This is a genomic window from Streptomyces sp. NPDC054813 (assembly GCF_053611365.1).
The window spans coordinates 82,024-107,126 of record NZ_JBSHAF010000027.1 but is presented as its reverse complement, the minus strand read 5'-3'; the positions used below and the strand labels follow the sequence as shown (position 1 = coordinate 107,126).

Below are 25,103 nucleotides of genomic sequence, written 5' to 3'. Positions count from 1 at the left end.
CCTCACAAGGAGACACCCATGTCACAGACGCTCACCGCCCCCGACCAGTTCGTCACCGTCGGGGACGAGACCTACGCCTACCGGTCCTTCGGCGCCTCGGAGGGGACGCCGCTGGTGTTCCTGAGCCGGCTGCGCGGCACGATGGACGACTGGGACCACGCCCTGATCGACCCGATCGCCGCCGAACGCCCGGTCATCCTGTTCGACAACCTCGGCGTCGGCCGTACCAGCGGCCGCAACCCCGGGACGGTCACCGAGATGACTGCCTCCGCCATCGCGTTCGTCGAGGCGATCGCCGACGGTCCGGTCGACCTGCTCGGCTTCTCCCTGGGCGGCTACATCGCGCAGCGCTTCGTGCTGGCCCGCCCCGACCTGGTGCGCCGCGTCGTGCTGGCCGGAACCGGTCCGGGCGCCGGTGAGGGCATCCTGCCGTCCGAGCCGGTGGTCGCCCCGCTGCGCACTGCTCCCGAGCTCGCGCTCGACGCGTTCCGCGTGCTGTTCTTCACCGACTCGGAAGCGGGCATCCGCGCCGGCGACGACATGTGGCGCCGCATCCACCTGCGTGCCGACCGCGAGCCCGAGGTGCCGATGGACGCCGTCCTGCAGCAGGTCGCCGCGATCCGGAACTGGTCCGGCGGCGTCGAGGGCGGCGACCAGGCCTTCCCGGAGCTGGAGAAGATCTGGCACCCGGTGCTCGTCGCCAACGGTGAGCACGACGTGATGATCCCGACCGTCAACTCGTTCATCATGTCGCAGAAGCTGCCCAACGCCGAACTGCACGTGTACCCGGACTCCGGCCACGGGTTCCTCTTCCAGTACCCCGAGGCCTTCTCGCAGCTGGTCAACGGCTTCCTCGCGCGCACCGGAAGCCGGGCGACGGCATGACCCACCCCTTCGACATGCGCGGGCGGACCGCGCTCGTCACCGGCTCCACAGCGGGGATCGGACTCGCTGTCGTCAAGGGACTGCACGGCCTCGGGGCACGCGTCGTCCTGTCGAGCAACGACGAGGCCGACATCAAGAAGGCCATCGACGCGCTCGCCGCGGACGGGATCGAGGTCGAAGGGATCGTCTGCGACCTCGACGACCCCGACAGCGTGCGCACCCTCGCCGAGCGGGCGCACGCCCGGTTCGGCCGGATCGACGCGCTGATCGCACACGCCGGCGGCCACACGCACGTCGGCCCGCTCATCGACACCTCCGAGGAGGACGTCGAGCGGACCTTCCGGACCTCGGTCTTCCACAACCTCGTCCTGATCGAGGGGTTCCTCCCGCTGATGGCGGCGCAGGGCGGGGGCAGCGTGGTCGTCACGTCGAGCATCGCGTCGCTGCGAGCCAGCACCAGGCTCGCGGCGTACGGCGCGGCGAAGGCGGCGCTCAACTCGTTCGTGCGCAACATCGCCGCCGAGTGGGGGGACCGCGGGGTGCGGGCCAACGCCGTCGCCCCGGGCACGGTGCGAACCCGCTTCTCCCGGGCCCTGTGGTCGGACCCGGAGCGCGAGCGGGCCGCCGGCGCGAACACCGCGCTCGGGCGGATTGCCGAACCGGAGGACATCGTCGGGGCAGTGCTGCTGTTCGCCTCCGAAGCGGGCTCCTACATCTCCGGCCAGACCCTGCTTGTCGACGCCGGCCGATCCATCCTCTGAACGGTCCCCTGAATCGATCCTGTGAAGGGAAAGGAGAACGACGCACATGACAGACATCGCAGGTCAGGCCGTGGTCGTAACCGGGGCCAACGGCGGTCTCGGGCGTCAGTGGGTCGCGCAGGCGCTGGAACGCGGCGCGGCGAAGGTGTACGCCACGGACGTCACGCTGGGCACGTGGGACGACGCCCGCGTCTCGCCGCTGGTTCTCGACGTCACTCGTGAGGAGACGATCGACGGCGTCGTGGCGGCGGCGAGTGACGCGACGATCCTGATCAACAACGCGGGCATCGCGCTGCGTGATCCGATCATGACCGTCGACGAAGCCAAGCTGCGGCACGTCTTCGACGTGAACTTCTTCGGCACCGTCACCGTCACGCGGCGGCTCGCACCCGTCATCGTCGCGAACGGCGGCGGGGCGATCCTCAACGTCATTTCGCTGCTCAGCTGGCTGTCGATCCCGGCCGCCTACAGCGCGGCGAAGGCGGCTCTGTGGTCGGTGACCAACGCCTTCCGGCTGGAGCTCGCCCCGCACGGGGTCGACCTGGTCGCCCTCCACATGGGCTACACGGCGACACCGATGACGGAGGCGCTGAACGTGGTGAAGAACGACCCCGCGGACATCGTCCGCGCCGGACTCGACGGCATTCAGGACGGCAGTCTGGAGGTGCTCGCCGACCAGTGGAGCGTGGAGGTGAAGGCGGCCCTCGCCGGGCCGGTGCAGGATCTTTATCCGCAGCTGAGCGGTGCGGGATACCCTTTTGGGATGGTACCTATCACCGCGGCACCCGCGCACTAGGACGGGCTGCCAACTCTCTGTACATCGAAGGGAGCTGCGTGTGAGCACGATCGCCAAGGCGGGCCGTGTCCTCGACCTCTACACGCCGGGAAGTCCGGTGTGGGGGGTCAGCGAGGTCGCGACGGCCTTGCAGATGCCGCGTTCGACCGCTCACTCGCTGCTTGCCGGGCTGACCGAGGCCGGGCTGCTCCACCAGTCCCGGCGCGGCCGCTACGAGCTCGGATGGCGTGCGTTCGAACTCGGTCAGATCCACCGGGTGACCTCCGGTGGACTGATCGAGACCGCCCACCCCGTGATGCAGGAGCTCTCGCGGCGGCACTCGGAGTCGGTGTGCATGGCGGTATACGACCGGCAGGCCCTCATCTTCATCGACAAGGTCGTCGGCGACGACTCGCTCTCCGTCGTCGGCCCGCGCATCGGGATGCGGTACGAGCCGCACAGCTTCGCGTCGGGCCGGCTGCTGATGGCTCATCTCCCGACGGCTGACATCGAGGACTACATCGACACGAGCTCGCAGCGCACCCGCAGCAGCAACGCGGTCGTCCGGCCGCAGGTCTTCCGCGACCAGCTCGTCAGAATCCGGAACGACCAGCTCAGCTACGACGACGGCGGCGCCATCCTCGACGTGGGCTGCGTCGCCGCCCGGCTCATCGGCCGGCACGGCCAGACGATCGCCTCGCTGAGCATCAGTGCCCCGTCCCGCCGCTTCCGGGAAAACCGTGTCCAGTTGTCGGAGAGCGTGAAAGCGGCGGCCGCCACCATCTCGCGGCGGCTGCGGGAGGACGGGCAGATGTAGCAGCCGGCGTTGAGCGTGGTGAGCGTGTCGGTGCCGTGGCGCAGGGCATGTCCCGCGTGCCCCGGCGCCAGCTGCTCGGGTCCGGTGAACGCCGCCCGGCCTCACTTGCGTCCCCGTGCCGTCGGCGGCCCGTGCGGACCCTGCGCCGGTGTCGTGGCCCACGCTGTGCCTCGCGGCGGCGATCGGCGCCCGCCGGGGATTCCGCCCGCGCAGCGGGTGACGGCTACGTGAACGCCGCGTGCTCATACGAGACCCGCCGGTTCGCGTCCTGCAGCAGACGATCCGGGTCTTGTCGGGATGCAGACGCAGCCCGACCTCTTGCATCCGGTTCCCGATCACCTCCACCAGTTGTCCGGCCCGGCGCTCGCTGACGCAGAAGGGAACGTTCGGGAACTCCCGAGTCAGCCACATGTCGAACGCGTAATGGAGGAACAGATTCGCCAACACGGGCGAGACCGATGCCCCTGCCGCCATCAGCGCGACCAGGTCGCGCGCGAACCGATTGGGTTCCGCTCTGGAACTTGAACGCGATCGCGTCGATCATCTTCCGGTGATCACGCCACCGGGCACCGGGCTTCGGAGTCCGGTCCGGGAGTAACGGCTCGATTCGCGTCCACTGCGCATCAGTTAACGACGCACCCGAACCAACGACCGTCTGATCCAAACGAAACTGCCTAGCGGGCTACGGCCGTGAGGGCGACCACGTCGGTTAGGGGCACTTCGTGACCGTCTTCGTCGACGAGCGCCACGTGGACGGGTCGACCGGTGGAGCGCGTCTGCCGCAGCGCGGAAGGGCCGGAGGGGCGCGGGCGGTGCTGGTCGCCCCACTGCTGGAGCGCGAGCAGCACGATGCGCAGCTCGCGCCCCGCCTCCGTCAGGTGGTAGCTCTGCCGCGGTCTGCTGCCCGGCACCTGGTAGGTCTGCGTGCAGAGCACGCCGCTCTCGACGAGAAGCTTGAGCCGGGTGCTGAGCAGGTTTGTTGCGATGCCCAGGGATGACTGGATCTCAGCGAACTTGTCTTTGCCGGCGAAGATCTCGCGGAGCACCAGAAGGGTCCAGCGCTCGCCGAGAATCTGCAGGCTGCGTTCGATGGAGCAGGCCGGCTCGTCGTTCATGGGGCCTGACCACTGCCGTTCCGTTGACACCGTCCACCTCCTGCATGGAACCGGGTCCCGCATGTACCTGGCTCGTCTTGGTAGAAAGCCTACCCCCTGGCTTGCGCCTTGCAACCCAGGCATCAGCTGCGGGTCTGTCGGCAGCACCGACGGCGAATACCTGACCACGCCCACGTCTCTCGCTGCCCTTCTCGGCGCCCGCGCCGCCGTCCGAGTCTCGGCCTTTGGGGTCACGTCCCCCGAATCTCCTGGCCGGCGCCGCCGCAGTCCGGGCCCGCTCGCGGCTTCAGGGAGCACCGCAAGTCGGATCCCATTACGGACATAACCTGCCTTGTGTTTTTAAATCCAGACGCTAGGGTGGAAGCCGTAGGCGTGACAGATGCGAGCCTCCCGGAAATGCGGGACCGGATGTCACGCACTTCCGCCGGCACGGATGTGCGACTGCGTCGATCAAGCCGGTCGCAGCAGGATGAGTTCCCCGTCGTTCCTGCCGCCCTGGAAACGCCCACAAGCCCCCACCCGAACAAGCCGGGCCTGTTGCAAAGGAAGCATGATGGAGATCAAAGGATCAGTCGCCCTGGTGACAGGCGCCAATCGCGGCATCGGCCGCGCATTCGCCCGCTCACTGATCAAGCACGGCGCAGCCAAGGTCTATGCCGGGGTCCGCGACCCGGCCAGCGTGACAGATCACGACCTCCTGCCGCTGCGCCTGGACGTCACCGACCACGCGGACATCGCCGCGTCCGCCGCCATCGCGAACGATGTCTCCATCGTGATCAACAACGCGGGAGTCGGGAGCGGGAGCACCCAACTTATGGAAGGCACCTTCGACGGCGCGCGCCAGGCGATGGAGGTCAACTTCTTCGGCACCTGGGCGATGGCCCGGGCCTTCGCCCAGGTACTGGCCCGCAACGGCGGCGGAGCAATGGTCAACATGCTTTCGCTGGCGTCCTGGGCGGGCCAGCCGCAGTTCCCCGGATACGCGGCTTCCAAGGCCGCGCAGTGGTCACTGACGGACTCCCTGCGCCAGGCCCTGCACGCTCAGGGAACGCTCGTGGTCGGGGTGCATGCCGGTTTCGTGGAAACAGATCTCAGCACCTGGACCAACGCATCGAAGATCAGCCCCGTCACCGTGGCCGAACTGACCATGGAGGCTCTGACTGGCGACCAGTGCGAAGTCCTTGCCGACGAGGAGACGCGGCGCGCCAAGGCCGCACTGTCGCAGCCGGTCAGCGCACCATTCGGCATCTGATCGCTCGCTCCGACCGGCACCACGCGGTGCAAGACCTGATCCCCGAGGCAGGGGCGCACCGCTGCGGGGGCGAAGGTACCAGTGCCGGGCACGGCCGGCGCATGAGGTCCTTACGCATGGCGTTCTCGCTCCCCGCGCACGTCCGCCCCGAATCTGCCGCCCAGCGGGCGCTTGTGCCGCGACGCGTTCCATCGTGCCGCTGCCAGGGTCGAGAGCGTGAGTCGGGGCCCTCTGGGGACGGCAACCTCACAACGGCCGGTGACCGGCGCGCGAGCGCGCACCTCACCATCCGAGCCACCCACCACGGGAGACACGGACAGGGGGCAGACAGAAAGGATGATCGATGCACACTGCCACGGCAGCGGCATTCACCGCCGCCCAGACGGCTGTCAAGGCCTCCGGCACCGGCGCCGGCATAGCCCTGCTGGATGCGGATGGGAGGGTGGTCGGGTGGACGCAGGCCGCCGAGCGGCTTGTCGGCTACGCGCCCGCGGACGTGGTAGGCCGCTCCGCTGCCACGCTACTGGCGGACGGCACGGACCGGGCGAACGTATCAGCGTTCTTCAAACAGGGCACTCCCCCGGACCGCTGGTCCGGCATCGCGAAGGTGCGTCACCGCGACGGCCACACGATCGAGGTGCAGCTGTGTCTGCAGTCGATGTGCGGGCACGACGGCCGGGCCGGGGTGGTGGTGTCGGCCACCGAGAGGGCCGCGCTCTCACCGATGGGGAACGAAGCTTCGCTCACGTCGCTGCCGACGGCGCTGCACCTTCCCGCCCGCCTGCCGGTCGGTGTGACGATCCGGGACACCCGACTGCGCTGCGCCTGGGCAAACGACACTCAGGGCTCCAAAGACGGCATCCCTCTCAAGCAGCGGCTGGGACGCAGACTGACCGAGGCAGCCCCCGGCTCTGAGACCGAAGCGCTCGAGGCCCTGATGCGTCAGGTGCTCGAGAGCGGAGTCCCGGCGGTCAACGTGGAATACCGCGCGTTCATGCCCACTCCCATGCGCAGGGCCGGTACGTTGACGGCTTCCATCTTCCGTCTCGACGACGGCCAGGGCCACGCTCTGGGCGTGTGCACCGTGAGCGTCGACGTATCCGACAGCCAGCGGGCGCGTGAGCGGCTCGCGGTCGTCGGCGAAGCCAGCAAGAGGGTCGGAACCAGCCTGGATGTCATGCGCACTGGGCAGGAGCTGGCCGACCTCGCGGTACCTCTCCTGGCCGACTACGCCACCGTCGATCTGACGGAATCGGTCACACGCGGCAAGGAACCCCCGACCTGCGCCGGTCCGCCCAGCGGGCCCATCCCCCGATTCCTCCGTGCGGGCGTGGCCTCGATCAATCACGGGGCGCCGGAAGCGCTGTCCGCGCGGGGCGAGCCGGTCTTCATCCCGCCGACATCGCCGTCCGCCGGCGTTCTGTGCTCCGGACAGTCCCACTTCGAGCCACTACTGGACAATGTCCCCGGCAGTACTCGGCCGGACCCCCACGACGACGCAGCCTGGGAGCATGAGGTCCGCGCTCACATGCGCGCCCACACGATGCACTCCTTGATGGTCGTCCCGATCCACGCACGGGGGGCTGCGCTGGGGGTCGCGACATTCGTGCGGATGGCGGACTCCGTGCCGTTCGAGGAAGACGACCTGCTGCTGGCCGAGGAACTCGTCAGCCGGGCCGCGCTGTCCCTGGACAATGCACGCCAATACGCTCGTGAACGCTCCGCGGCCCTCGCCCTCCAGCGTCACCTGCTCCCCCATCGCACCACCGGCGGCTCGGCCGCCGACGTCGCCTGGAGCTACCTGCCAGCCGACAGCCACCACGGCGTCGGCGGCGACTGGTTCGACGTGATCCCGCTGTCCGGCGCCCGCATCGGCCTAGTCGTCGGGGACGTGGTCGGACACGGCATCAACGCCGCCGCCACCATGGGCCAACTCCGCACCGCCGTACGCACCCTCGCCGACATGGACCTGCCCCCGGACCAACTACTGGCCCGTCTCGACGAGCAGGTTATCCGCCTCGCCGAGGAAGACGCCGACCCACAGGACCCGGAACCCGCCATCGTGGGGGCCACCTGCGTGTACGCCGTGTACGACCCGATCACCCGTCAGTGCACGCTGGCGCGGGCCGGCCACCCCTCGCCCGCGATCATCAACCCGCAGGGCGGAGTCACCTTCCTCGACCTGCCCACCGGAGCCCCGCTCGGCCTCGGACTGGTCCCCTTCGAGTCCGTAACCCTGGAACTCCCCGAGCACAGCGTGCTCGCCCTCTACACCGACGGCCTGGTCGAGGATCGCGATCACGACATCGACGTCGGCATGGACCGCTTGAGCACCGCACTGGCCCGTGCCGGCCTCCCACTGGAAGACCTCTGCTCGACTGTGGTGGACACGCTGCCTGCCAAGACGCACAGTGACGATGTCACTCTGCTCCTCGCCCGGACCCGGACACTCGGCCCTGGCCAGACCGTTTCGTGGCAGCTTCCGGCCGACCCGGCAGTCGTCAGCCACGCCCGCTCCCTGGCAACCCGTCAGCTGACCCAGTGGGGACTGGAACACCTGACGGACTCCACGGAACTGATTGTCAGCGAACTCGTCACCAACGCCGTCCGTCACACCACCAGCCCCATAGGCCTGCGCCTCACCCGGCACGACGCGCTCACCTGCGAGGTTTCCGACACCAACAACAGCTACCCGCGCCTGCGCCACCCCGGCATCACCGACGAGAACGGCCGCGGCCTCTTCCTCGTCGACCAGCTGAGCCACAGATGGGGCACCCGCCACACACCTGACGGCAAGCTCATCTGGACCGAGCAACACCTCACGCCCCGCAGATGAGCCTATCGCCGAGCACCCGGCCCCCGACTCATCTGGTGGGCGATCACCGTACGTGGACAGCGCGAGGCGGACGGTTGCGCCACGGCGCGCGAGACTGTCGAAACGAACGTCTTACAGTCCCCGGCGCTGCGCCGTCTGAGACAGTGGCGAAGGTGTGGTCCGCGGCCTCGCCGACCGCCAGCCCGGCGGAAGGACCGCCTGCAATGCGAGCAGGTCCCCCGTCATCGAGCTGTGGAACCGTCCAGCCGTTGGCCTGCACGTGCACGATGAACTGCGGGTCGACGGTCAGCAGGTGCAGCCCGCCGATCACAGCCTTTCCAGGGCTGAGAACATCACGCACGAGCGTGGTCGTCGCAGCCAACAGAACACCGCATCGAAGGTATTCGACCAGCTCATGAGCGTTTGCTGACGCCTCGGCCTTGATCGCGGACCGCAGCGACGGCCGATCTGGGCTGCCCTGTTCAAGTTCTCTGAAATCGCCGACAAAGGGGACCCGCGCGTCGCTCACCAGCAGAGGTTGGAATATCTCTCCACCCACGATCGACGTAGATCTCAAACGCAGTCTGAGGTTGTGCCTCCCGGGAATGGAGATCCTCAGCCGTCGTAGTGAGTCGGCGGAAACGGGTTGCGCTCCTTCCGTGGGGCGGAACTCGACTGCACCTCGCCTGTGTCGGCCTGGCGATCGACCTCCGCTTCGGCTTCCTCGTACTGCGCGGTGGGAGACTTCGGCGCGTCTGCAGGCAACCCGACATCGCGCCGGTCCTCCTCAGTACGTCGCTCCAGTTCCGTCTCGTTGGGCCGGCGGGGCATGCCGCGTCCGTGGTCGCTGTCCGGATCTCCCTCTACCTGCCGGTTGGCCTTGTGGTGATGCACCATGGTCTTCTCCTTGAGGTGAGCACCCGGGTGCAGTTGCGACCGGGTGTACCACCCTGCCGTGCGCCGTCCTTGCGGGCCACGCGCGCCAGTGTCACGTGTGTCCGGTTGTGCCTTCGCCAGCTCCGTCGTCGCCAGTACGGGAAATCGCTGCTGCGGTCGGTTGCCCGGCGCCAAAGCGGGCGAGTCGCGCCGGAATCCCCTCAAGTCATCGTCGTCACTGGAGCCGGGCTGCTTCTTGCGCACGGTGCAATGGACTGTGCCGTCTCGCACGTCGGCGACGATCGTGTCTCCGGGAGCGGCCTCGCCACTGAGGAAGAGCGACGCTGTGCGGTTGTCGAGTTCCGCCCGGACGGTGCGGCGCGAAGGGTGGGCACCAAATTCAGACTGGCGACCGTGGGCGATGAGGTAAAATTTGTCCGCCTTGCCCCATGTTATACGGCTGACGGCGCACCTTCTCGGTCAGCTGCCCTGCTTCCTCGTAGCCGACGCATCCGGGCGGAGCCCGGAAAATCCGGGCGACGGTGTGCCCCTCCTGAAACTCGCTCGTGTCGAAGCGGACCATACGGTTCTCCTCGCCCGACAGCAGCTCGGTGAGTCTTTTGGCGAATTCGGTCTTGTCGATGCAGGTCGGCCCATAACGAGGACCGATCTCACTCGGCACGGTTCGCGTCGCCCATCCCGGAGCAGTTGCGGCATACCGCCTGCGACACCGCGGTGGCCTGCCCGGACCAGCCCGTCACCGTCACCCTCGCGCGCTGGACAGATATTTGGCCCGTCACCACGGTGGAATCGGATGACGGGCCAGACGCACAGGACACTGCGCGACTACCCGCCACTGCTGGCTCCAGTGGGCAAGGCGGTCTCGTACGGCGTCCTGGCCCCACACCAGGCGGGTCATGAAAGGGCAGCAGGCGAAACAGGACGCGGTGGCCGAGGTCTGCCGGATCTCTCAGCGCGAGAAACAGCGCGCCACCAGGCCCATCGCCTCGCCGAGCCCATACCTCCGCGCCTGTCGCGCTACGGCCGCCGCGTCCTGCTCTGTCGTCACAGACGATCATGATCGTGGCGGCCGTTCCCGTGCCCGTAACCGACCCCCACTCCACTGCGCGCTTCAGATCACGATCTACAGCTGCCGCGTCGGACAGGGCTGCCAGAGAGGGCCCGAATACCGGTGGTCATCAGGACTGGGCAACCCGCAGATGCCGTCGTTCGGCCAGTTCCTCCGCACTGACCACGGTCAGAATCGGAGTGCCAGGAGGCGCGAACATGGTCACCACCATCTGCGACTGCGCCTTCGGAAGGTTGTTGGCGCCCTGGTAGTGGATCACATCGCCCCCCGGCTCGAACAGGGCGTCGCCGGCCTTGAGCACCCGGGGCGGCTGCCCCTCCAGCTCGAAGAGGACCTCGCCCTGGGTCACGTAGCCGAAGATCGGCCCGGGGTGCCGGTGCGGCGGCGCGCCGGGGTCACCGGGCTTCAGGGTGATCCGGACGGTCCTGGCCTCGGCGCCGGCCGGGATCTGGACCGCCGCATCCGGCCGGGTCGCAATAATCTCAACCCCGGGGGGCAGGTGCGCATGGTCGGCACTCATGGATTCCTCCAAATGGAAAACGTCATCAGCAAAGACAAGACGGCCTCCCCGTCTGTGACAGCCCAACGTGGCGAACCTGCCTGCAGACTGTCCAATGGACGACTCCGGGTCTCCGAAGTCGAGAGACGTGGTGCCAAGAGGTCGTCAGGCGTCCGGGGCGCCCTTCGAGTCCGGCTGAATGTCGCTCGAAGCTGCCAGGGCAACAAACAGCGGCATCTTGTACAGCGGAGGGGGTTCGCCCGCCAGCCCCAGTCGCTGCCAGGCCAGCCGAGCCGAGATCTTCAGCACCCGGCGCGCGCGCAGAACGAGCACACAGGCAAGTGGCAGTTCCACCAGCACAGCCGAAGCGACGCTTCCCCACACGTCGCCTCCCCCCAAGTTCAGGGAGACGTCGAACCAGGCATCGCAGACCAGGAGTGTGGCCGCGACGAAAGACATCGGAATCAGAGCCTGCCGTCTCAGCCAGACTGCCGCCCCGGCGCCGACCAGCGAGACAAGCAGCATGATGTCGAAGCCCACCCACACCATGGGCCAGTACCGGGCCTCGAAGCGATGGGGTAGTGAGACGGCCAGGTAAACGGTCCAAGGAACGAGCACGAACACGCACAAGGCAAATTGCCCTACCGCCCTTCGGTGGCGGCGGCGCAACGTGGAACCGTCCGGTACGGATGCCTTGGCTCTCTGGACCGCCGAGTCGGCGGGGTCGCGCTGCTCGCTCAACGTTGCCTGTCCCTGCTATCGGCTCCGGAGGGCCGCTCCCCGAGCCGACTGCGTCGATGACCGCACTGTTGCTCGCATCGCACGGCAGCACACGGGCATCAGGCCAAGCCAGGAAACCTGTGGATCGTCCCTTGATACTACGGCGCGCGCATATTCCGTCCGCAGCCGGATGGGGCGTCTTCCCTCGCCGCGCCCGCGGTCCGTCATTGCGACGCAAGGCATCGCAGGTGGTCCGGGACAGATGGAGGATCGCCTCGTGACGTGTGACCACGGTGGCAGACCATGCCTCACAGCCCCGTCATCCGACGACGCACACCCCTCTTCGGAGCCGCACACACCCTGGAGGACAAACCTGGTCGCGGACAGGCCGGCGGCGGTGCCGTCCTGGTAATCCCCGCGCCTGGGGGGTGGTCCTCTTGGCGAAGCTCATCCCGTCGACCCGATCCGTGATCCCCGCGCCGGCCGGGGGTGGCCTCGGCTCGTCGAATGCCACGCTCAACGCCTACGCCGCCGGAATGGACGGATCAAGGATCGATGCGTGTGAGCTCTCGACGTACGACCCGTACGGGCACCCCGAAGCCGGCGTGACAGCCTGGCCGAACTGTTGATCGCGACCCCCGCGTCAAAGTGGGCTTCCGGTCCGCCCGTCGGGCTGGGCAGTGCGGTTCGGAGTCTCCCGTGGTTCTATCGGCCGGGCAGCGGGACGCCCCCTGTCATCGCCACTCCGGCCTCGGCGACGCGGGTCGCGATCCCGGCGGTGGCACGTTCGGCCAGCGCGGCGATGGTCAGTGACGGGTTGACGGTGAGCGAGGCCGGAACAGCCGAGCCGTCCGTGACGAACAGGCCCGTGAATCCCCGTAGTTCGTGCCTGTCATCGAGGGCACTCGTGGCCGGGTCGTCACCGATGCGCGCAGACCCGAGCGGGTGGGCCGTCACCGTACCGGCCAAGGCCTCGGTCCACGGACGGACCCGGGACAGACCATCCTTCTCCAGAATTCCGCGGAGCGCCGTGTCTGCCCGGTCCCATGCCTGGCGGGTTCGGGTGGTGGGGTGGAAGGACATCGTGCCCTGGCCGAGACCGGGTGCCAGGCGGATGAAGCTCCCGGTGGGAGGAACCGCCCCGAAGGTGCCTTCGTTGTCGTCCTCGGTCATGGCGAGCAGAGTCAGCCACGACGTCCAGCGGGCCCGCATCTGCCGCTTGTCGACGCCGAACCAGCCGGGCACGCCGGTCCCTTGGGCAAGGACGTTGGTCAGCGGCGGGAAGTAGATCTGCTGGAGCATGAACCGGCTGTACTCCGGTGCGGACGGATCCAGGTAGTCGTACGTGGCGGAGGTGATCGGCCGGCCGATCGGCAGCCCCTGGTAGACCGTCCCGTCGGGACGGGAGAGTCCGAGCAGCGACCCCGCCTTGCCCTCGTCGACGTCGGCGACGCTGACGTGGTCGCCGTTGCCGGAGAAATGGCGTCCGACCGCGCCCGGGATGCCGCCGAGCAGCAGGGAGGACCGCTGGAGGATCACCGGCGTGCCCACCGCACCCGCCGCCAGCACCACGACCTTGGCGTGGATGATCCCCACGTTCGTGGTGCAGGTGTAGTCATCGGGGTCGAGGACGGTGTAGGCGACCGCGTAGCGGTAGCCGGACTCCAGTGAGGGGGTGATCAGCTGAACCTCGTGGAGTGGCCGGATGACCGCACCATGGGCTTCCGCCGCGGGGAGATAGTTGAGCAGCATGGAACGCTTGGCGTCGAACGCGCAGCCCGACAGCATCCAGTTGCAGTTGGTGCAGGCCGCGGTGTCCACCGCCACCGGAACCGGATTGCAGGTGTGCCCGGCCCGCTGGCAGGCGGCCGCCAGTACCCCGCCCGCGTAGGAGACGTCCGACCAGCCGGTGCGGGCGACCGGCAGTGCCTGCTCCACCCGGTCGTACCACGGGTCGAGCGTGGCACGGCTGATGGACGCCGGCCACATCCGCCGCCCGATGCTGCCGTGGCGCTCGAAGGCGTACGACGGTGCCCGTAGCGAGGCGGCGAAGTAGACGACGCTGCCGCCGCCCACGCAGTTGCCCGCGACCACCGACACGCCGTCGCCGCGGATCACATCGACGATCTTGTTGTAGGTGCCCAGGCGCATGGAGTGGCTGAACTGCGCCGCACCCAAGCGGGGTCCGCGCTCAAGAACGGTGACGCGTGCGCCGCCTGCGGCCATGTAGTACGCGGGGATGGCCCCGCCGAAGCCGCTGCCGATCACCAGGACGTCCGTGGTCTCGGTCATGTCGGGCTCCCGGAAGGGGTCGTAGCGGGGTGGAGCGCCGCGAGCGGGCGGCCGTAGGAGAAGTCCCCGAACCGCCACAGGCCGTCCGGGTCCGGCTTGGGAAACTTCAGCCAGGTCAGTCCCGGATGGCCCTGGGCCAGGGCGGCGGCCGTGTCGAACTGCCCGGCGGTGTCGAACGCGATGCCGACGATCAGGCTCATCACCTGCCAGACCGGCTCGTCGATGTCGTCCGAGCCGAACAGGCCGCTGACCAGGTTGGTCCGATGCGAGAAGGAGAGGTCGACGAAGGGCGGCCGACTGGGTGACAGCCAGATCAGCCGGACCGCCGCATAGGCGACGGCACGGGCGTCGAGCAGGGCCGCAATCTCCGGCAGCAGTGGGGCCAGCGGCAGCTGGGGTGAGTTCATGACGTCGATGACGCCCGCCTGGACGGCGCCTGGCCCGGTGACCGCTCCGGCGCACACCTCGTCACTCGGGAACCGGTGCTCACCGGGGATGATGGTGTCGGCAAAGGCCCCCAGGGTCTGTGTCGTCCAGTTCTCGGCGACATGCGCCGCGGCGGCCGCCGGGGTGGCGGTGAGCCCCCCGGCGGCCAGCACGGCAACCGATGCGGTGAGCGCCTTGAGGATCGCTCGTCGGTCGAGGGTGGACACGGCCGGTCAGCCGATCAGCGCGCAGCCGAGGTCGGACGGAAGCGCCACCGTCAGACCGGTCTCTCCGGCCTCCTGGCCGTAATCGGACAGCGCGTCGGCCAGGTTGTTGAAGTTCGAGGCGCGCAGGGCGGTGACGGCGTCGCCGATGCCCACTGTCCGGCCGTTGATGCTGAAGTGGGTGAGGCGGGCACCGGCTCGTCGGTCGGTCTTGTCCCACCAGTACTGGCCGTCCCAGGCCACGTACGGTACGGCGCCGTTGGTGGCCTGCACGCTCCAGTGGTCCTTCTGGTAGTAGTGGCAGGTCAGCATGGTGATGGCGAAGCGGGAGGGCTCGGCGACCAGGAAGCGCAGGGCTCCACCGTCGTCGAAGGTGATGTCGCGCTTGCTGTACTCCACGCACAGCGGGTTCACGAACATCAGCCACAAAGGCGGCTGTTCACCCTCGCCGAAGTTGTGCCAGGTGCACGTGGCGGCGAAGCCCGGCTCGGTGAAGGGCCCGACCGGAGGCACGTCGGAGGATGCCTGGACCGCTGAGGTGCTCGCGGTTGGGGCCGCACGGACGGCAGCGGCCGATTCGGCGGGTGCGGCGGATGCGTCATGGCTCGGGAGCAGCGCGGCGCAGAACCCGAGGGCCAGCGCGAAGCCGGCCGCGGTCGTGCGCAGGTGCACAGGGGACACAGGACCTCCTGGACGCGGAAAAGGGTGGTGTCGCTCAGGAAAGGCCGCCGATGGCGGGGAACCGGCAGGCCGAGGATGGGGCACTTTGCTCACTGGCAGAGGTGGTGCGGGTGACCGAGTCACGATGGCGACGACACGCATGCCGACGCGGGTGAGTGTCCGGACGGCCGTGGCTCTGCCGGCGCCCGACCCGACAACGACGGCGTCGGCGCTCGAACGCGTGGGCAGGTCGCTGGACGGCGTACAGTCCAGCGGCGGGTCGCCGGCGCCGGACGCCATGGGCGGCGGACGACACTGACGCAGCGTCCGTTCGCCGGCGGCCGCCGGCAGAGCGGTACCCTGACCGCGTCCAGGAGTGGTAGCAGGGACCGGTGGGAACCGGGCGACCCCATGACCCCGCTCCCGCCCCGCCGCGCTCAAGGCGGCAGGCCGCCCGCCCGTACGGGCCACGGTGCAGTCCTCGATCGCCGCGGCCACAGCGCGCACGACCGTCCGTGCCGCACCGGGCATGGCCTCGAGCAGCATCTCGGCCCCGCCCGGCACGGCCCGCGTCCACGCGGAGGTGCCGTCGTCCGCGAGCAGGGGGGCTGCACGTCCGCCAAGGCGGGGGGACCTCGATGGTTCATCGGTCGCCGACCTCCGCGTGCGCGGTACCCGACAGCCTCCATACAGCTTCCCGCCGCCATGTGCCCCACCAGCGCTCCAGGCTGACCACCGCGTCCGCCCTCTCGCTGTTGCGGCAGACCGCGGTGGAGCCGTCGGGGTCGGTGTAGCCGAGCGTCAGTGTCTGGTGCGGCGGCTGGGTAACCGTCACCTTTATGCGCCTCAGGCCTGACCTGCCCTCGACCCGCCACTCAGGCAGACGGATGTCCGCGCGGAACCGGCCGATGCCCGCCCAGCCCACCGCGGAGCGTTCCGCGCGCCGGGGCCAACTGCGGCCGTTTCGGTGCAGGCGCAGGAAGACCAGGGGTGGCAGCCTGTCGAGTCCGCGTCGCATGGACACCGCGGCGACGATTTCCAGGACGTCACCGCCCCCCAGGTCGGCGTGGAGCCAGGCCCAGCGGCGGGCGTTGCCATGGCCGTAGATGCGGGCGCCGGCTCCCGGAGCGTGGTCCAGCCGCAGCTCACCGGCGCCGTACCTGATGGTTCCGCTGTAGCGGACGCGGGTGGCGGGGAGCATGTGCGAGGCCGGAAGCCAGGGGCGTCGCCAGGACCAGCGGGGAAACGTGTACAGCGGCGGGCCCTCCGGGCTCTCGGTGAGCGCCCAGGTGAACGTCCCCGCGGAGCCCGTGAGCCGGCCGGGTCGGACGCAGATGCCCTCGGCGGTGAAGCCTTCCGGATGCGCCGTCCACGGTACGGGGCCGAAGCGTGTGTGTTCGACGTGGCCGTCCTTGGGGAAGACGGCGATCCAGCCGTGCGCGTAGGCGGCGGAACCGTCGGAGGGCGCCACCAGTTCGTGGTGCAGCCAGATCCCGCTGTCGGTGGCCGGGTCGGTCAGGGTCGTGTACCAGACCTCGGTCCGCCCCGGCGTGCCGTCCCAGCGGGACGTCAGATGCGTGTCGGCGGGGGACGCGACAGCACGTGGGAACCGGAAGCTCGCGAGGAAGGGCAGCAGGCCGGTGGCGAGGGGGAAGCGCAGCGTGCCCTCGCCCACGCGGTCACCGTTCTCGTACAGGGTGTACGGCAGTACGGTCAGGGAGGCGAGCGGACGCGTGGGCGACATCGACTTGCAGCCGACCAGAGTGAGGCGCCGGCCTTCCATGGCGAAGGTGATCCGGTAGCGGATCCAGTCGCGCGAATGGGGCGCTGTCTCCAGGTCGCCCACGGCTTCGGTGTCGTCGGCGCGTCCCGCTACGCGTACGCGGCCGGTCACGTGCGCCCGCGTCGTGCGGTGGGGCAGCGGTACCGCGTCGGCACGGACCAGCAGGTCCAGCCGGACGGGGCGGTCGCGGTCCTCGTCGGCCAGACGCACACGGCCCAGCATGGTCTCCCTGAACACCGTCCCGTGTGAGCTCACAGGGCACCTTCCCGACGTCGCCGGGAGCGTGCCAGCCCTTTGAGCATCATGCGTTCCGTTGCCGACAGATAGTCGCCCGCGGCGGTGCGTGCGGCCTCCTGGTCGCCGGCGGCCACGGCCTCGACGACCGGTGCCAGACGGTCACGAGCGGCCTGGGGATCCTCGAAGGGCCCGACCAGCGCCCTGCGCACTGGCAGATACGCGTTGAACAGAGTGTTGGTCAGCAGGACGTACACCCGGTTGCCCGTGGCACGGGCCAGCGCACGGTGCACCTCGACGTCCGCCAGTTGCACGGGCTCGCCGCCCGCAGCGTCCCCGACGGCCGCCAGCAGCAGACGCAGTTCGGCGACCTGGGTCGCCGTGGCACGGGTCGCCGCGCGTTCCGCGATCAACATGCCGACGCTGCTGCGGACTTCGAAGATCTCACCGATCCAGTCGGGGTTGTGGAGCACCAGCATCGGCAGGAGGTCCGCGCCGCCCAGGCGCAGGAAATCCCGTACCCGGGTCCCCACTCCGTGGCGCGTCTCCAGCAGTCCGGCGTGCGCCAGTCGTCCGAAGGCGTGCTTGAGGGAGGTGCGGGTGACCCCGAATCCGTCGGCGAGTTCACGTTCGGGAGGCAGATAGCTTCCGGCGGGATGACGCTCGGCGAGGATGTCATCGCGCAGTTGCTTCTCCAGCACGTCGACGATCGTCTCGCGTGGCAGTTCCTCCACTCTGGCCTCCTGCGATTCAGTGGTTCAGTGGCTCAGCCACTGAACCACCGTCAATGACACGGCGTCAATAACCGTGACCGGAACTGCGGTGGTGCCACGCGCTTGGACGCCGGTTCTTCAAGGTGCCGCCGCCGAACCGGGCACGGCCCCGGCGACCGCTACGGCGGGCATCCGCAACTCCGCCGGCCCGCATCGCTGCCGAGCGCCTGCAGCAATACGCCGGCCGGAAGGAGCTCAGCAGCTCTGCGGTGGATCTTCACCTCCGCTTCCGGCTCGGCGATCCGCCGTCGGGCGGCGGCCAGTTCAGCATGTTCAGCGGTCGTGGTGCCGGGCAGCTGACCAGTGTCGATCAAACGATGGCGGCGCCATACATAGGTGGTCTGCTCGCTGATTCCCAGGAGTTGAGCGACTTCAGCGACCTTGCTGCCGGACTCGACCAGGTCCAGAACCTTGCGACGTAACTCGGGAGGACAACTACGGGGCATGACAGCCTCCGGACACTGCTGGCCGGTCAATTCTCCAGCAACCCGGCTCCATCAGACCCGTGGCACATCAGAGCCTCCATCAGACCGGAGCGGTTCACCACCCATCGGTTCTCAACGCCCTGACGTGGGAAGAGTCGACTACACACCGCGACCGGTCCGGCTGGGAAGCCACGTTCAGCTCCGCCGGCCGGACCTGCTCACGGCCGACTGCCTACTGCGCCTGCGTTGCGATCTGGATCAGGTTGCCGCAGGTGTCGTCGAAGACGGCGGTGGTGACAGGACCCATGGTCAGGGGCTCCTGGGTGAAGCGCACACCGAGGGCATACAGGCGCTCGTACTCCGCCTCTACGTCGGTGACGGCGAACTGGGCAAGCGGGATACCGTCCTTGACGAGCGCCTCGCGGTAGGGCTTGACCGCGGGGTGGCCTGCGGGCTCCAAGAGGAGTTCGGGGCCGTCGACCTCGTCGGGCGCGACGACGGTCAGCCATCGGGCTTCCCCGCCCAGTGGGACGTCGTGCTTCTTCACGAAGCCGAGAATCTCAGTGTAGAAGTGCTCGGCCTTCGCCTGGTCGTCGACGAAGACACTGGTCAGATGGATCTTCATGGGGCGCTCTTCTCTGGTCCGGCCAGGGCGGGTATCGGCCATCGCTCGGCTGAAGGATGGGCGCATGCGAAACGGTGGCACCACCAATGCATGCTGCGAGGCAAAGTCTGCTGCACCCCGGCCCAGGCCTACCAGGACTCGCCATCGCCTACCAGGCCGCACACCACGTCACGTCCATCTTGATCTGGGTCCGGTGCTGAGCAGGTCGCTGGACCCTGGCCTTCGGATCGTCAGTTGCTGAGTGCCAGCCTGATACCGAAGACGCCGATGACGGTGCCGGTGATCCGGTCGAGCAGGCGGCGGGCCTGGGGCTTGCGGAGCCAGCCCTGCAGGACGCGAGCGAAGCCGATGAGGACGGCAGACCAGAGCAGACCGATCACGATGTGCACGGTGGTGAGCAGGAGGCCCATGGTGAAGTGGCCGGCGCCTGGGGGGATGAACTGAGGCAGGACCGCGACGTAGAAGGCGCCCATCTTCGGGTTCAGGAGGTTGGCCAGCGTCCCCTGCCGCCAGCCACCGCTGACCGAGTCCACACCGGCGGCCGGAACAGAATCGTCCGCGTCTGCCGTGGGCAGCCCCCGGAAGGTGTCCCGGAGCATGCGGACCCCTATCCAGATCAGGTAGGCGGCGCCGATCCACCGCAATGCGGTGTAAGCGAGGTGGGAGGCCGTGAGAAGCGCGGTCACTCCGAGGGAGGTGAACGCACCCCACACCAAGGTGCCGGTCTGGATTCCCAGGACGACGCCCCAGGCTCTCCTGCGCCGGCCAAGGGCCGACGTGCGCAAGATCAGCGCCGTATCCAGTCCGGGAGTCAGAGTGAGAAGCCCTACAACGAGGGCGAAGGACCACAGGGCGGAGCTCATTGCCATGGAATGCCAGCCTACCCCGCCGGATCGCCTGCGTTGTTAGCAGGTCCGGTGGATCTTGAGCCGGTCAGTTTCCACTCCAAAGAGACAGGCCCTGGCACGGAAAGGTGCCACCCCCAGCTGGCCGAAGCAGCGGCGCCAGCCGACAGTTGACCGGGCCGCATCGCGCCGGCCGTCTGTCTTTGGGGAACCAGCTTCCTGAGCAGCGATGCCCGACATGCTCAGAAGCCGCGGATGGCCGCCATCACGCGCGGCCAGGCGACCGCTCCCAGCGCCGCGCCCGCCTCCGGGGTTCCACCGTGGTCAAAGCGAGTAGATGGAGGTGGTGCCACCTCGTTCGGGAAGACGATGCGGTGGCCCGCGTCGATCTGGGTGATCACAACCGCCTCGCGCCCGGCCGCAGTGCACCGTTCAGCAAGTTCCTGGGCGAACCGCACGGACGGCCACATCTTGTCAGCGCCGCCCGCGACCAACACCAGATCGGCGTCGGCCCTCTCGATCGGGATAGCCGCGGCGTCGAGGCGGTCCTCGTATGCCGTGAGACTGCATTCATACCAATCGAGCACGGCGACAAGTCCGCCTGAAGGCTTCGGAGGGAGCCAAGACTCGGCATAAGGAACGAAGGGCAGCGGCTGCCCCTGCCAAGTCCAGCTCGATCGATACGGGCGATCCCGGCCGTCACGTCCAGGACCGACATTGGCCCAGACGACCGACGAGGGGGCAAGCGCGATCACAGCATCAGCACAGTCCGAGAGCGTGGACACCAGCAACGCCGCCTCGGCGCTCTTCGAAAGCCCCAGAACGCTGACACGTTCAACACCGCGCTCGCGCAGCAGCCCGGTCGCCTCAACGAAGGTCTCCAGCGGAACCTCACAGATGCCGGGCGGCTGCCCGGGCCCACCGAACCACCGAACCGTCGCTGCGACCACACCGGCACGGGCGAAGAGCCGACATCGTTCCCTCTCGATCCGGCCGCTCGATCCGGACAGCACCAGGACACCCGCACTGCCGCCACCTTCTAGAGGCTCAGCGATGAAGCCGGCCCAGGGCTCGATCAGTTCGTACTCAGCGATTGAGGCGGCCATGCCGTCAACCTAGCGGAGGCCACCATGAGCGGATCAGATGCCCCAAGTGCACCAACGGCACCCCTGCCGCAAGCATGCGGGAGCACGGTCGCCGGCCGTCGTTCACCGTCCGAGCAGCCGCCGGATCACGTCGTCCAGTCCGCATCCGTCGGCTGCCGGTCCATCGTCGGTCTTCCAGGCGACGAAGCCGTCCGGGCGCACGAGGACCGCGCCGTCGGGTGTCGTCCCATGAACCGCCGACCAGTCGGGACCCTCTCCGGTGTCGAGGTCGTACGCGGCTCCCCGGCCGATGAGGTAGGCCTCGAGCGGCACACCCAGCCGTCCGGCCGCCCCGCGCGCCGCTTCGGACCAGTCCGGACGCCCGCAGAGCAGGACGAAGGAGTGCTCGTACAGGTCGATGGTGGAGATGACCTCACCGTCGCGTACGACCTGCATGTGGGGGGCGCGGGAGCCCGGGTCGGCACACAGGCGCAACAGGTCGGGGACGACGGGTCCACCGCCACCGGCCACCGCCGGGGACGTGTAGCGGTATCCCAGCGCCACCGTGATCGGTACCTCGGAGTAGCCCGCCGATTTCCGGGCGGTATAACCGGAGTTCTGGTCGCTGCGTGCCTGAGAGGTCGACCGTGCGCTGATGGCCTGGGCCAGGGGGCGGCGCTCGGCCTCGTAGGTGTCGAGCAGGCGGGGGTCCGCCCAGCCGCGCAGGACGGCGGCGACCTTCCACGCGAGGTTGTGTGCGTCCTGAATGCCGATGTTGGCGCCGAAGGCTCCGGTCGGCGGCATTTCGTGTGCCGAGTCACCGACGAGGAACACCCTGCCGTCCCGGTAGACGTCCGCCAGCCGCTCCGCGGCGCACCAGGGCGCCTTGCTGGTGATCTCGATATCCAGGTCGCGCATTCCGGCCGCCGCGCGGATGTGCTCGGTGCACAGTTCGTCGGTGAACTGCTCGGCCGTCTGTCCCCTCTCGGGGAACCAGGGCAGCTGGAAGACCCAGCGCTCCTTGTCGTCCACGGGCTGCAGCACGCCCTGGCCCGCAGGATCGGTGACGTAGCACAGGACGAAGTGGTCCTCCCCCACCAGCTCGCGCAGCATCCTGCTGCGGAAGACAATACTGAGGCGGTGGAACAGAACTCCCGGTCCCGTCTGACCGATGCCGAGCCGCTCGCGCACGGTGCTGCGTGACCCATCGGCGGCGAGCAGGTAGTCCGCGCGCAGCGTGCGGGACTCACCGGACTCCGTGTCGCGCACGACAGCCGCTACCCCACGATCGTCCTGTGTGAACGACATCAGCTCCGTCGCGAACCGTACGTCCCCGCCGAGTTCCCTGATGCCCCGCAGCAGCACCGGTTCGAGATCGCTCTGGGGGCAATCGCAGCGAACTGCCGAACAAAGACCGTGCTCGGGCGGTCTGCCGGCGACCGGCGCCTGCAGCCACTCTCGGTGTTCGCCGTGCAGCGTGTCCACCCGGAGGATGCCCCGGTTGTGGGACAGGGTTCCCGCCGCCCGGCGGATCGCCGGCTCCAGGCCTGCGGTCCGGAAGAGTTCCATCGTCCGCATGTTGGTGCGCCGGCCGCGCGGGTGCTCCGAAAGCGTCGTGCGGCGTTCGACAACCTGGTGACGGATACCCAGGCGCCCGAGGAACAACGATGCGGACAGTCCTACGAGTGCTCCCCCCGCAATCAACACGGGTACATGTTCGTCACCGTCACCGCTGTCGTTCATACGATCGTCTCCTCCAGGGTCCGGAGCGCCGTGCTGTACCAGCGCCTCCCTGTAGGACTCTCCCCCACCTCTGCCGACATCTGGCCGATCACGCCCGAGTGATCGCCCGGATGCCGTATCGAGGCCGCGATGAACCGCCGCTGCACAGGCTGTAGGGCCGCACGCAAGGGCAAGCCCTTGAATCGGATCGGCGGCTGCGATCGAATTCGCTACAAGACCAAGGCTGCGTAGACAGTGCCATGGAAGCGCTACCTGGCACCGAGACCCCTCAGATCGCCAAGGCGTTTGTCGACACCAGCGATGTCCATGAAAGCTTCTGGAAAGTCATCCGCTTTCTCCAGAGCTGCGTCGGACCAGACATCCCTGAGAGCAGCCTGCGGCTGGTCGTCGACGACGAAGCCGAGTTGGCTCGACTCCTGGCCGACCAGGATCACGCAACGCTCCTCGAAGCCGTCAAGACCGCCACCGGCGGCGCCCTCACGAAGAAGGACATCCGGCCGATCAGCAACGGCAAGGCTCAACTCCAGCGGTTCAGACGGCTGTTGAACGATGCTGAGTTTTCGAGCAGGAGCGCGGCCAGGTGGCCGGGCTGGAAGCGGTCTGGCAGGGCTTCTTCGAGGAGAATTCCTGGATGTTCGGATACGGTCTCACTCTCGTCGCTTGTGGCCTCATCGACGACGGCAAGCCGGAGCGCATCACGACGCGCGCGAACATCTTCGCAGGAGCGGGGAAGCGCAGTGACGCCGTCATGCGCTCCAAAGGCTTCATCAGCAGCCTGCGGTTCTGCGAGATCAAGACGCACCTGACATCCCTGCTGGCCAGCGCGCCGTACCGGGTGCCGGACCTCTATCAGGTCTCCAAGGGCGTCGTCGGCGCCGTGGCGCAGGTGCAGAAGACCGCTTACAAGGCCCAACAACTGGTCAGCGGTAACTGCATAGGCACTTCCGGGACGACGGCGCCCCGACCGGCATCGAAGTCTCCACCGTCCGCCCGCGACAGGTGCTGCTGATCGGAAGCCTCAGCGAGTTCACCGACGGCGGCGCAGCGAACCCGGAGAAGATCACCTCCTTCGAGCAGTACAGGCGATCTGTCCAGGACGCCGAAGTCATCACGTTCGACGAGCTCTACGAACGGGCCTGTTTCATCGTGGAGGACCGCTGAGGCCCGAACGCACCAAGCCGGAGACCTGATCGCCTCTGGCCCAGGGCTTACAGCCGCGGGCAAATGCCCCCCCCTCCCGGGAGCCGTTCCGCGTGGCCGGCGGCCCCTGGGCGGGCGAGAGCCGAGTTCAGCAAGGTCGTGGTGCCGCTGCTCGGGTCCCGGCACCCCCGGGTCAGGTCGGCGGGGGTGACCGCGCTGCGCCGGGCCGGGCGGCACGCCGACGCCGAGCCGTACCTCACCGACCGGTCGGCCGTGGTACGGGCGTGCGCCCGGTGGGTGCTGCGGCAGGGCGGCACCGACCCGGCGCCGCTGTACCGCGCGCTGTGTGCCGACCCCGCGACCCGGCCCGCCGCCGCAGTGGGCCTCGGCGAGTGCGGGGTGCCTGAGGATGCGGACCTGGTCCGGACGCTCCTCGCGCACCCGGTCCCCGGCGTCCGCGCCTGCGCTTTGGCGGGGCTGCGGGCGCTGGACGCGGTACGCGTCGATGACATACGACCGCTCCTGGACGATCCGTCGGCGGCGGTGGTCCGGCAGGCGACCGCTGCCCTGTTGCCGTGGGCCGACCGCGTACCGCAGGAGCTGCTGCGCGGGCTTCTGGCCGAGGACCGTCCGCGCCACGAGAGGATCGCGGCGGTCCGGCTGCTGCGGGCCGTCGGGGTGCACGCCGGGGTTGCCACGCGGCTCTGAGCTGACCCGCCGATCAGGCCCTAGCGAGCGAGCGAGAAACCACCAGGCGCACAGGAGTTGCGCGCCTTGCCGTCGCCTCCGTCATGGTGACGCACGTCGCCCTACACAGCCGTTATAACCGAGCCTGCTTCGCCACGGCGCGACACAAGCACCTGCATCCAGCACTGTCCTGCCCCACCCCAGCGCACCAAGGGGTGAAGGAACCCTGTCCCGAACCTGGAGTCGCGCCGCGTCCACCGCGGAACTGCCCCGCATCCTGCACCTGACCGGCCGGCACACCCTGTTCGCTGCCATCGCCTGGGGCATCACAGGCATCGTCAGGTATCTCTTCCCGGACGGGATCGCCGCACCGATGCGGGTCCGGTCGACCAGCCGCGCCATGACCAAGGCGTTCGAGCTCGCCAAGACGAACCTGAGTGCCGCGGTCGCTCTCCTGAACGTCGTGCACAGCACGGGCGGTGCGCCAGCTGGTCCCGTCGCGCTGCCCGACGCACCGGATCAAGCGCCTGACGACGCGGCCATCTCGCCGCCATGA

The 25,103-nt window shown here is 68.7% G+C and carries 26 protein-coding genes and 1 pseudogene; 10 read left to right on the top strand and 17 right to left on the bottom strand.

Annotated elements, in window-relative coordinates; all coding sequences use genetic code 11:
• Positions 1-18: 18 nt before the first annotated feature.
• The 4 genes from ACWGJB_RS40070 to ACWGJB_RS40055 are packed head-to-tail and all read left to right on the top strand — an operon-like array spanning position 19 to position 3,238.
• Positions 19-885: an alpha/beta fold hydrolase gene (locus ACWGJB_RS40070; protein WP_453384951.1), complete on the top strand. Its 867-nt coding sequence runs from the start codon at positions 19-21 to the stop codon at positions 883-885.
• A complete protein-coding gene (locus ACWGJB_RS40065; RefSeq protein WP_453384950.1) occupies positions 882-1,646 on the top strand; it encodes an SDR family NAD(P)-dependent oxidoreductase in 765 nt (254 codons plus the stop codon). The genes ACWGJB_RS40070 and ACWGJB_RS40065 overlap by 4 nt, the downstream gene beginning before the upstream one ends.
• 46 nt (positions 1,647-1,692) lie before the next feature.
• Complete coding sequence (locus tag ACWGJB_RS40060; protein WP_453384949.1) at positions 1,693-2,442, top strand: SDR family oxidoreductase; 750 nt, start codon at positions 1,693-1,695, stop codon at positions 2,440-2,442.
• 40 nt (positions 2,443-2,482) lie between these two features.
• Complete coding sequence (locus ACWGJB_RS40055) at positions 2,483-3,238, top strand: IclR family transcriptional regulator (RefSeq protein ID WP_453384948.1); 756 nt, start codon at positions 2,483-2,485, stop codon at positions 3,236-3,238.
• A gap of 223 nt (positions 3,239-3,461) precedes the next feature.
• On the opposite strand, the gene ACWGJB_RS40050 is transcribed toward ACWGJB_RS40055, so the two are convergent.
• Positions 3,462-3,902, bottom strand: coding sequence for a transposase (locus tag ACWGJB_RS40050; RefSeq protein WP_453384947.1), 441 nt, complete (start codon positions 3,900-3,902; stop codon positions 3,462-3,464).
• A gap of 10 nt (positions 3,903-3,912) precedes the next feature.
• Positions 3,913-4,353 carry a winged helix-turn-helix transcriptional regulator gene (locus tag ACWGJB_RS40045; RefSeq protein WP_453384946.1) on the bottom strand — a complete coding sequence of 147 codons (441 nt, stop codon included), beginning with the start codon at positions 4,351-4,353 and terminating at the stop codon, positions 3,913-3,915.
• A 550-nt stretch (positions 4,354-4,903) separates the two neighbouring features.
• Between ACWGJB_RS40045 and ACWGJB_RS40040 the strand changes: the two genes are divergently transcribed.
• Together ACWGJB_RS40040 and ACWGJB_RS40035 are read left to right on the top strand one after the other, a co-directional pair.
• Positions 4,904-5,605, top strand: coding sequence for an SDR family oxidoreductase (locus ACWGJB_RS40040; RefSeq protein WP_453384945.1), 702 nt, complete (start codon positions 4,904-4,906; stop codon positions 5,603-5,605).
• A 343-nt stretch (positions 5,606-5,948) separates the two neighbouring features.
• A complete protein-coding gene (locus ACWGJB_RS40035) occupies positions 5,949-8,441 on the top strand; it encodes a SpoIIE family protein phosphatase (protein WP_453384944.1) in 2,493 nt (830 codons plus the stop codon).
• Positions 8,442-8,484: 43 nt separating this feature from the next.
• Here the strand turns inward: ACWGJB_RS40035 and ACWGJB_RS40030 are convergent, their stop codons facing one another.
• The 15 genes and pseudogenes from ACWGJB_RS40030 to ACWGJB_RS39960 all read right to left on the bottom strand — a co-directional run bounded on the left by ACWGJB_RS40030 (position 8,485) and on the right by ACWGJB_RS39960 (position 23,154).
• Entirely contained in the window at positions 8,485-8,949 is a 465-nt protein-coding gene (locus ACWGJB_RS40030; protein ID WP_453384943.1) for a hypothetical protein, read from the bottom strand.
• 86 nt (positions 8,950-9,035) lie between these two features.
• Positions 9,036-10,057, bottom strand: a pseudogene (locus ACWGJB_RS40025) (AAA family ATPase); the annotation flags it as partial.
• A gap of 438 nt (positions 10,058-10,495) precedes the next feature.
• Positions 10,496-10,906, bottom strand: a complete 411-nt coding sequence (locus ACWGJB_RS40020) for a cupin domain-containing protein (RefSeq protein WP_453384942.1) — start codon at positions 10,904-10,906, stop codon at positions 10,496-10,498.
• Between the two features lie 144 nt (positions 10,907-11,050).
• Complete coding sequence (locus ACWGJB_RS40015) at positions 11,051-11,626, bottom strand: hypothetical protein (protein WP_453384941.1); 576 nt, start codon at positions 11,624-11,626, stop codon at positions 11,051-11,053.
• A 684-nt stretch (positions 11,627-12,310) separates the two neighbouring features.
• Entirely contained in the window at positions 12,311-13,897 is a 1,587-nt protein-coding gene (locus ACWGJB_RS40010; protein ID WP_453384940.1) for a GMC family oxidoreductase N-terminal domain-containing protein, read from the bottom strand.
• Positions 13,894-14,550 (bottom strand): DUF5987 family protein, encoded by a 657-nt coding sequence (locus ACWGJB_RS40005; protein WP_453384939.1) that lies wholly within the window; start codon positions 14,548-14,550, stop codon positions 13,894-13,896. The genes ACWGJB_RS40010 and ACWGJB_RS40005 overlap by 4 nt, the downstream gene beginning before the upstream one ends.
• Before the next feature lie 6 nt (positions 14,551-14,556).
• Positions 14,557-15,228, bottom strand: a complete 672-nt coding sequence (locus tag ACWGJB_RS40000) for a hypothetical protein (protein WP_453384938.1) — start codon at positions 15,226-15,228, stop codon at positions 14,557-14,559.
• 622 nt (positions 15,229-15,850) lie between these two features.
• Positions 15,851-17,245, bottom strand: a complete 1,395-nt coding sequence (locus ACWGJB_RS39995) for a hypothetical protein (RefSeq protein ID WP_453384937.1) — start codon at positions 17,243-17,245, stop codon at positions 15,851-15,853.
• The gene (locus ACWGJB_RS39990; protein ID WP_453384936.1) at positions 17,242-17,958 is read right to left on the bottom strand and encodes a FadR/GntR family transcriptional regulator; all 717 of its coding nucleotides are present in this window, start codon (positions 17,956-17,958) and stop codon (positions 17,242-17,244) included. The genes ACWGJB_RS39995 and ACWGJB_RS39990 overlap by 4 nt, the downstream gene beginning before the upstream one ends.
• A gap of 158 nt (positions 17,959-18,116) precedes the next feature.
• Positions 18,117-18,473, bottom strand: coding sequence for a transposase (locus ACWGJB_RS39985; protein WP_453384935.1), 357 nt, complete (start codon positions 18,471-18,473; stop codon positions 18,117-18,119).
• 181 nt (positions 18,474-18,654) lie between these two features.
• Positions 18,655-19,047, bottom strand: a complete 393-nt coding sequence (locus ACWGJB_RS39980; RefSeq protein WP_453384934.1) for a VOC family protein — start codon at positions 19,045-19,047, stop codon at positions 18,655-18,657.
• 230 nt (positions 19,048-19,277) lie between these two features.
• Complete coding sequence (locus ACWGJB_RS39975; protein WP_453384933.1) at positions 19,278-19,916, bottom strand: LysE family translocator; 639 nt, start codon at positions 19,914-19,916, stop codon at positions 19,278-19,280.
• Positions 19,917-20,134: 218 nt separating this feature from the next.
• On the bottom strand, positions 20,135-20,998 hold the full coding sequence (locus ACWGJB_RS39970; protein ID WP_453384932.1) for an acyl-CoA thioester hydrolase/BAAT C-terminal domain-containing protein: 864 nt from the start codon (positions 20,996-20,998) through the stop codon (positions 20,135-20,137).
• A 102-nt stretch (positions 20,999-21,100) separates the two neighbouring features.
• A complete protein-coding gene (locus ACWGJB_RS39965) occupies positions 21,101-22,720 on the bottom strand; it encodes an FAD-dependent oxidoreductase (RefSeq protein WP_453384931.1) in 1,620 nt (539 codons plus the stop codon).
• A gap of 248 nt (positions 22,721-22,968) precedes the next feature.
• Entirely contained in the window at positions 22,969-23,154 is a 186-nt protein-coding gene (locus ACWGJB_RS39960; protein WP_453384930.1) for a hypothetical protein, read from the bottom strand.
• 146 nt (positions 23,155-23,300) lie between these two features.
• Here ACWGJB_RS39960 and ACWGJB_RS39955 point away from each other — a divergent pair, with 146 nt between their 5' ends.
• The 4 genes from ACWGJB_RS39955 to ACWGJB_RS39940 all read left to right on the top strand — a co-directional run bounded on the left by ACWGJB_RS39955 (position 23,301) and on the right by ACWGJB_RS39940 (position 25,103).
• Entirely contained in the window at positions 23,301-23,729 is a 429-nt protein-coding gene (locus ACWGJB_RS39955) for a Shedu anti-phage system protein SduA domain-containing protein (protein WP_453384929.1), read from the top strand.
• Positions 23,720-23,881, top strand: a complete 162-nt coding sequence (locus ACWGJB_RS39950) for a hypothetical protein (RefSeq protein WP_453384928.1) — start codon at positions 23,720-23,722, stop codon at positions 23,879-23,881. Before ACWGJB_RS39955 ends, ACWGJB_RS39950 begins: the two co-directional genes overlap by 10 nt.
• A gap of 141 nt (positions 23,882-24,022) precedes the next feature.
• Positions 24,023-24,568: a HEAT repeat domain-containing protein gene (locus ACWGJB_RS39945; RefSeq protein WP_453384927.1), complete on the top strand. Its 546-nt coding sequence runs from the start codon at positions 24,023-24,025 to the stop codon at positions 24,566-24,568.
• A 379-nt stretch (positions 24,569-24,947) separates the two neighbouring features.
• Positions 24,948-25,103 carry a hypothetical protein gene (locus ACWGJB_RS39940; protein ID WP_453384926.1) on the top strand — a complete coding sequence of 52 codons (156 nt, stop codon included), beginning with the start codon at positions 24,948-24,950 and terminating at the stop codon, positions 25,101-25,103.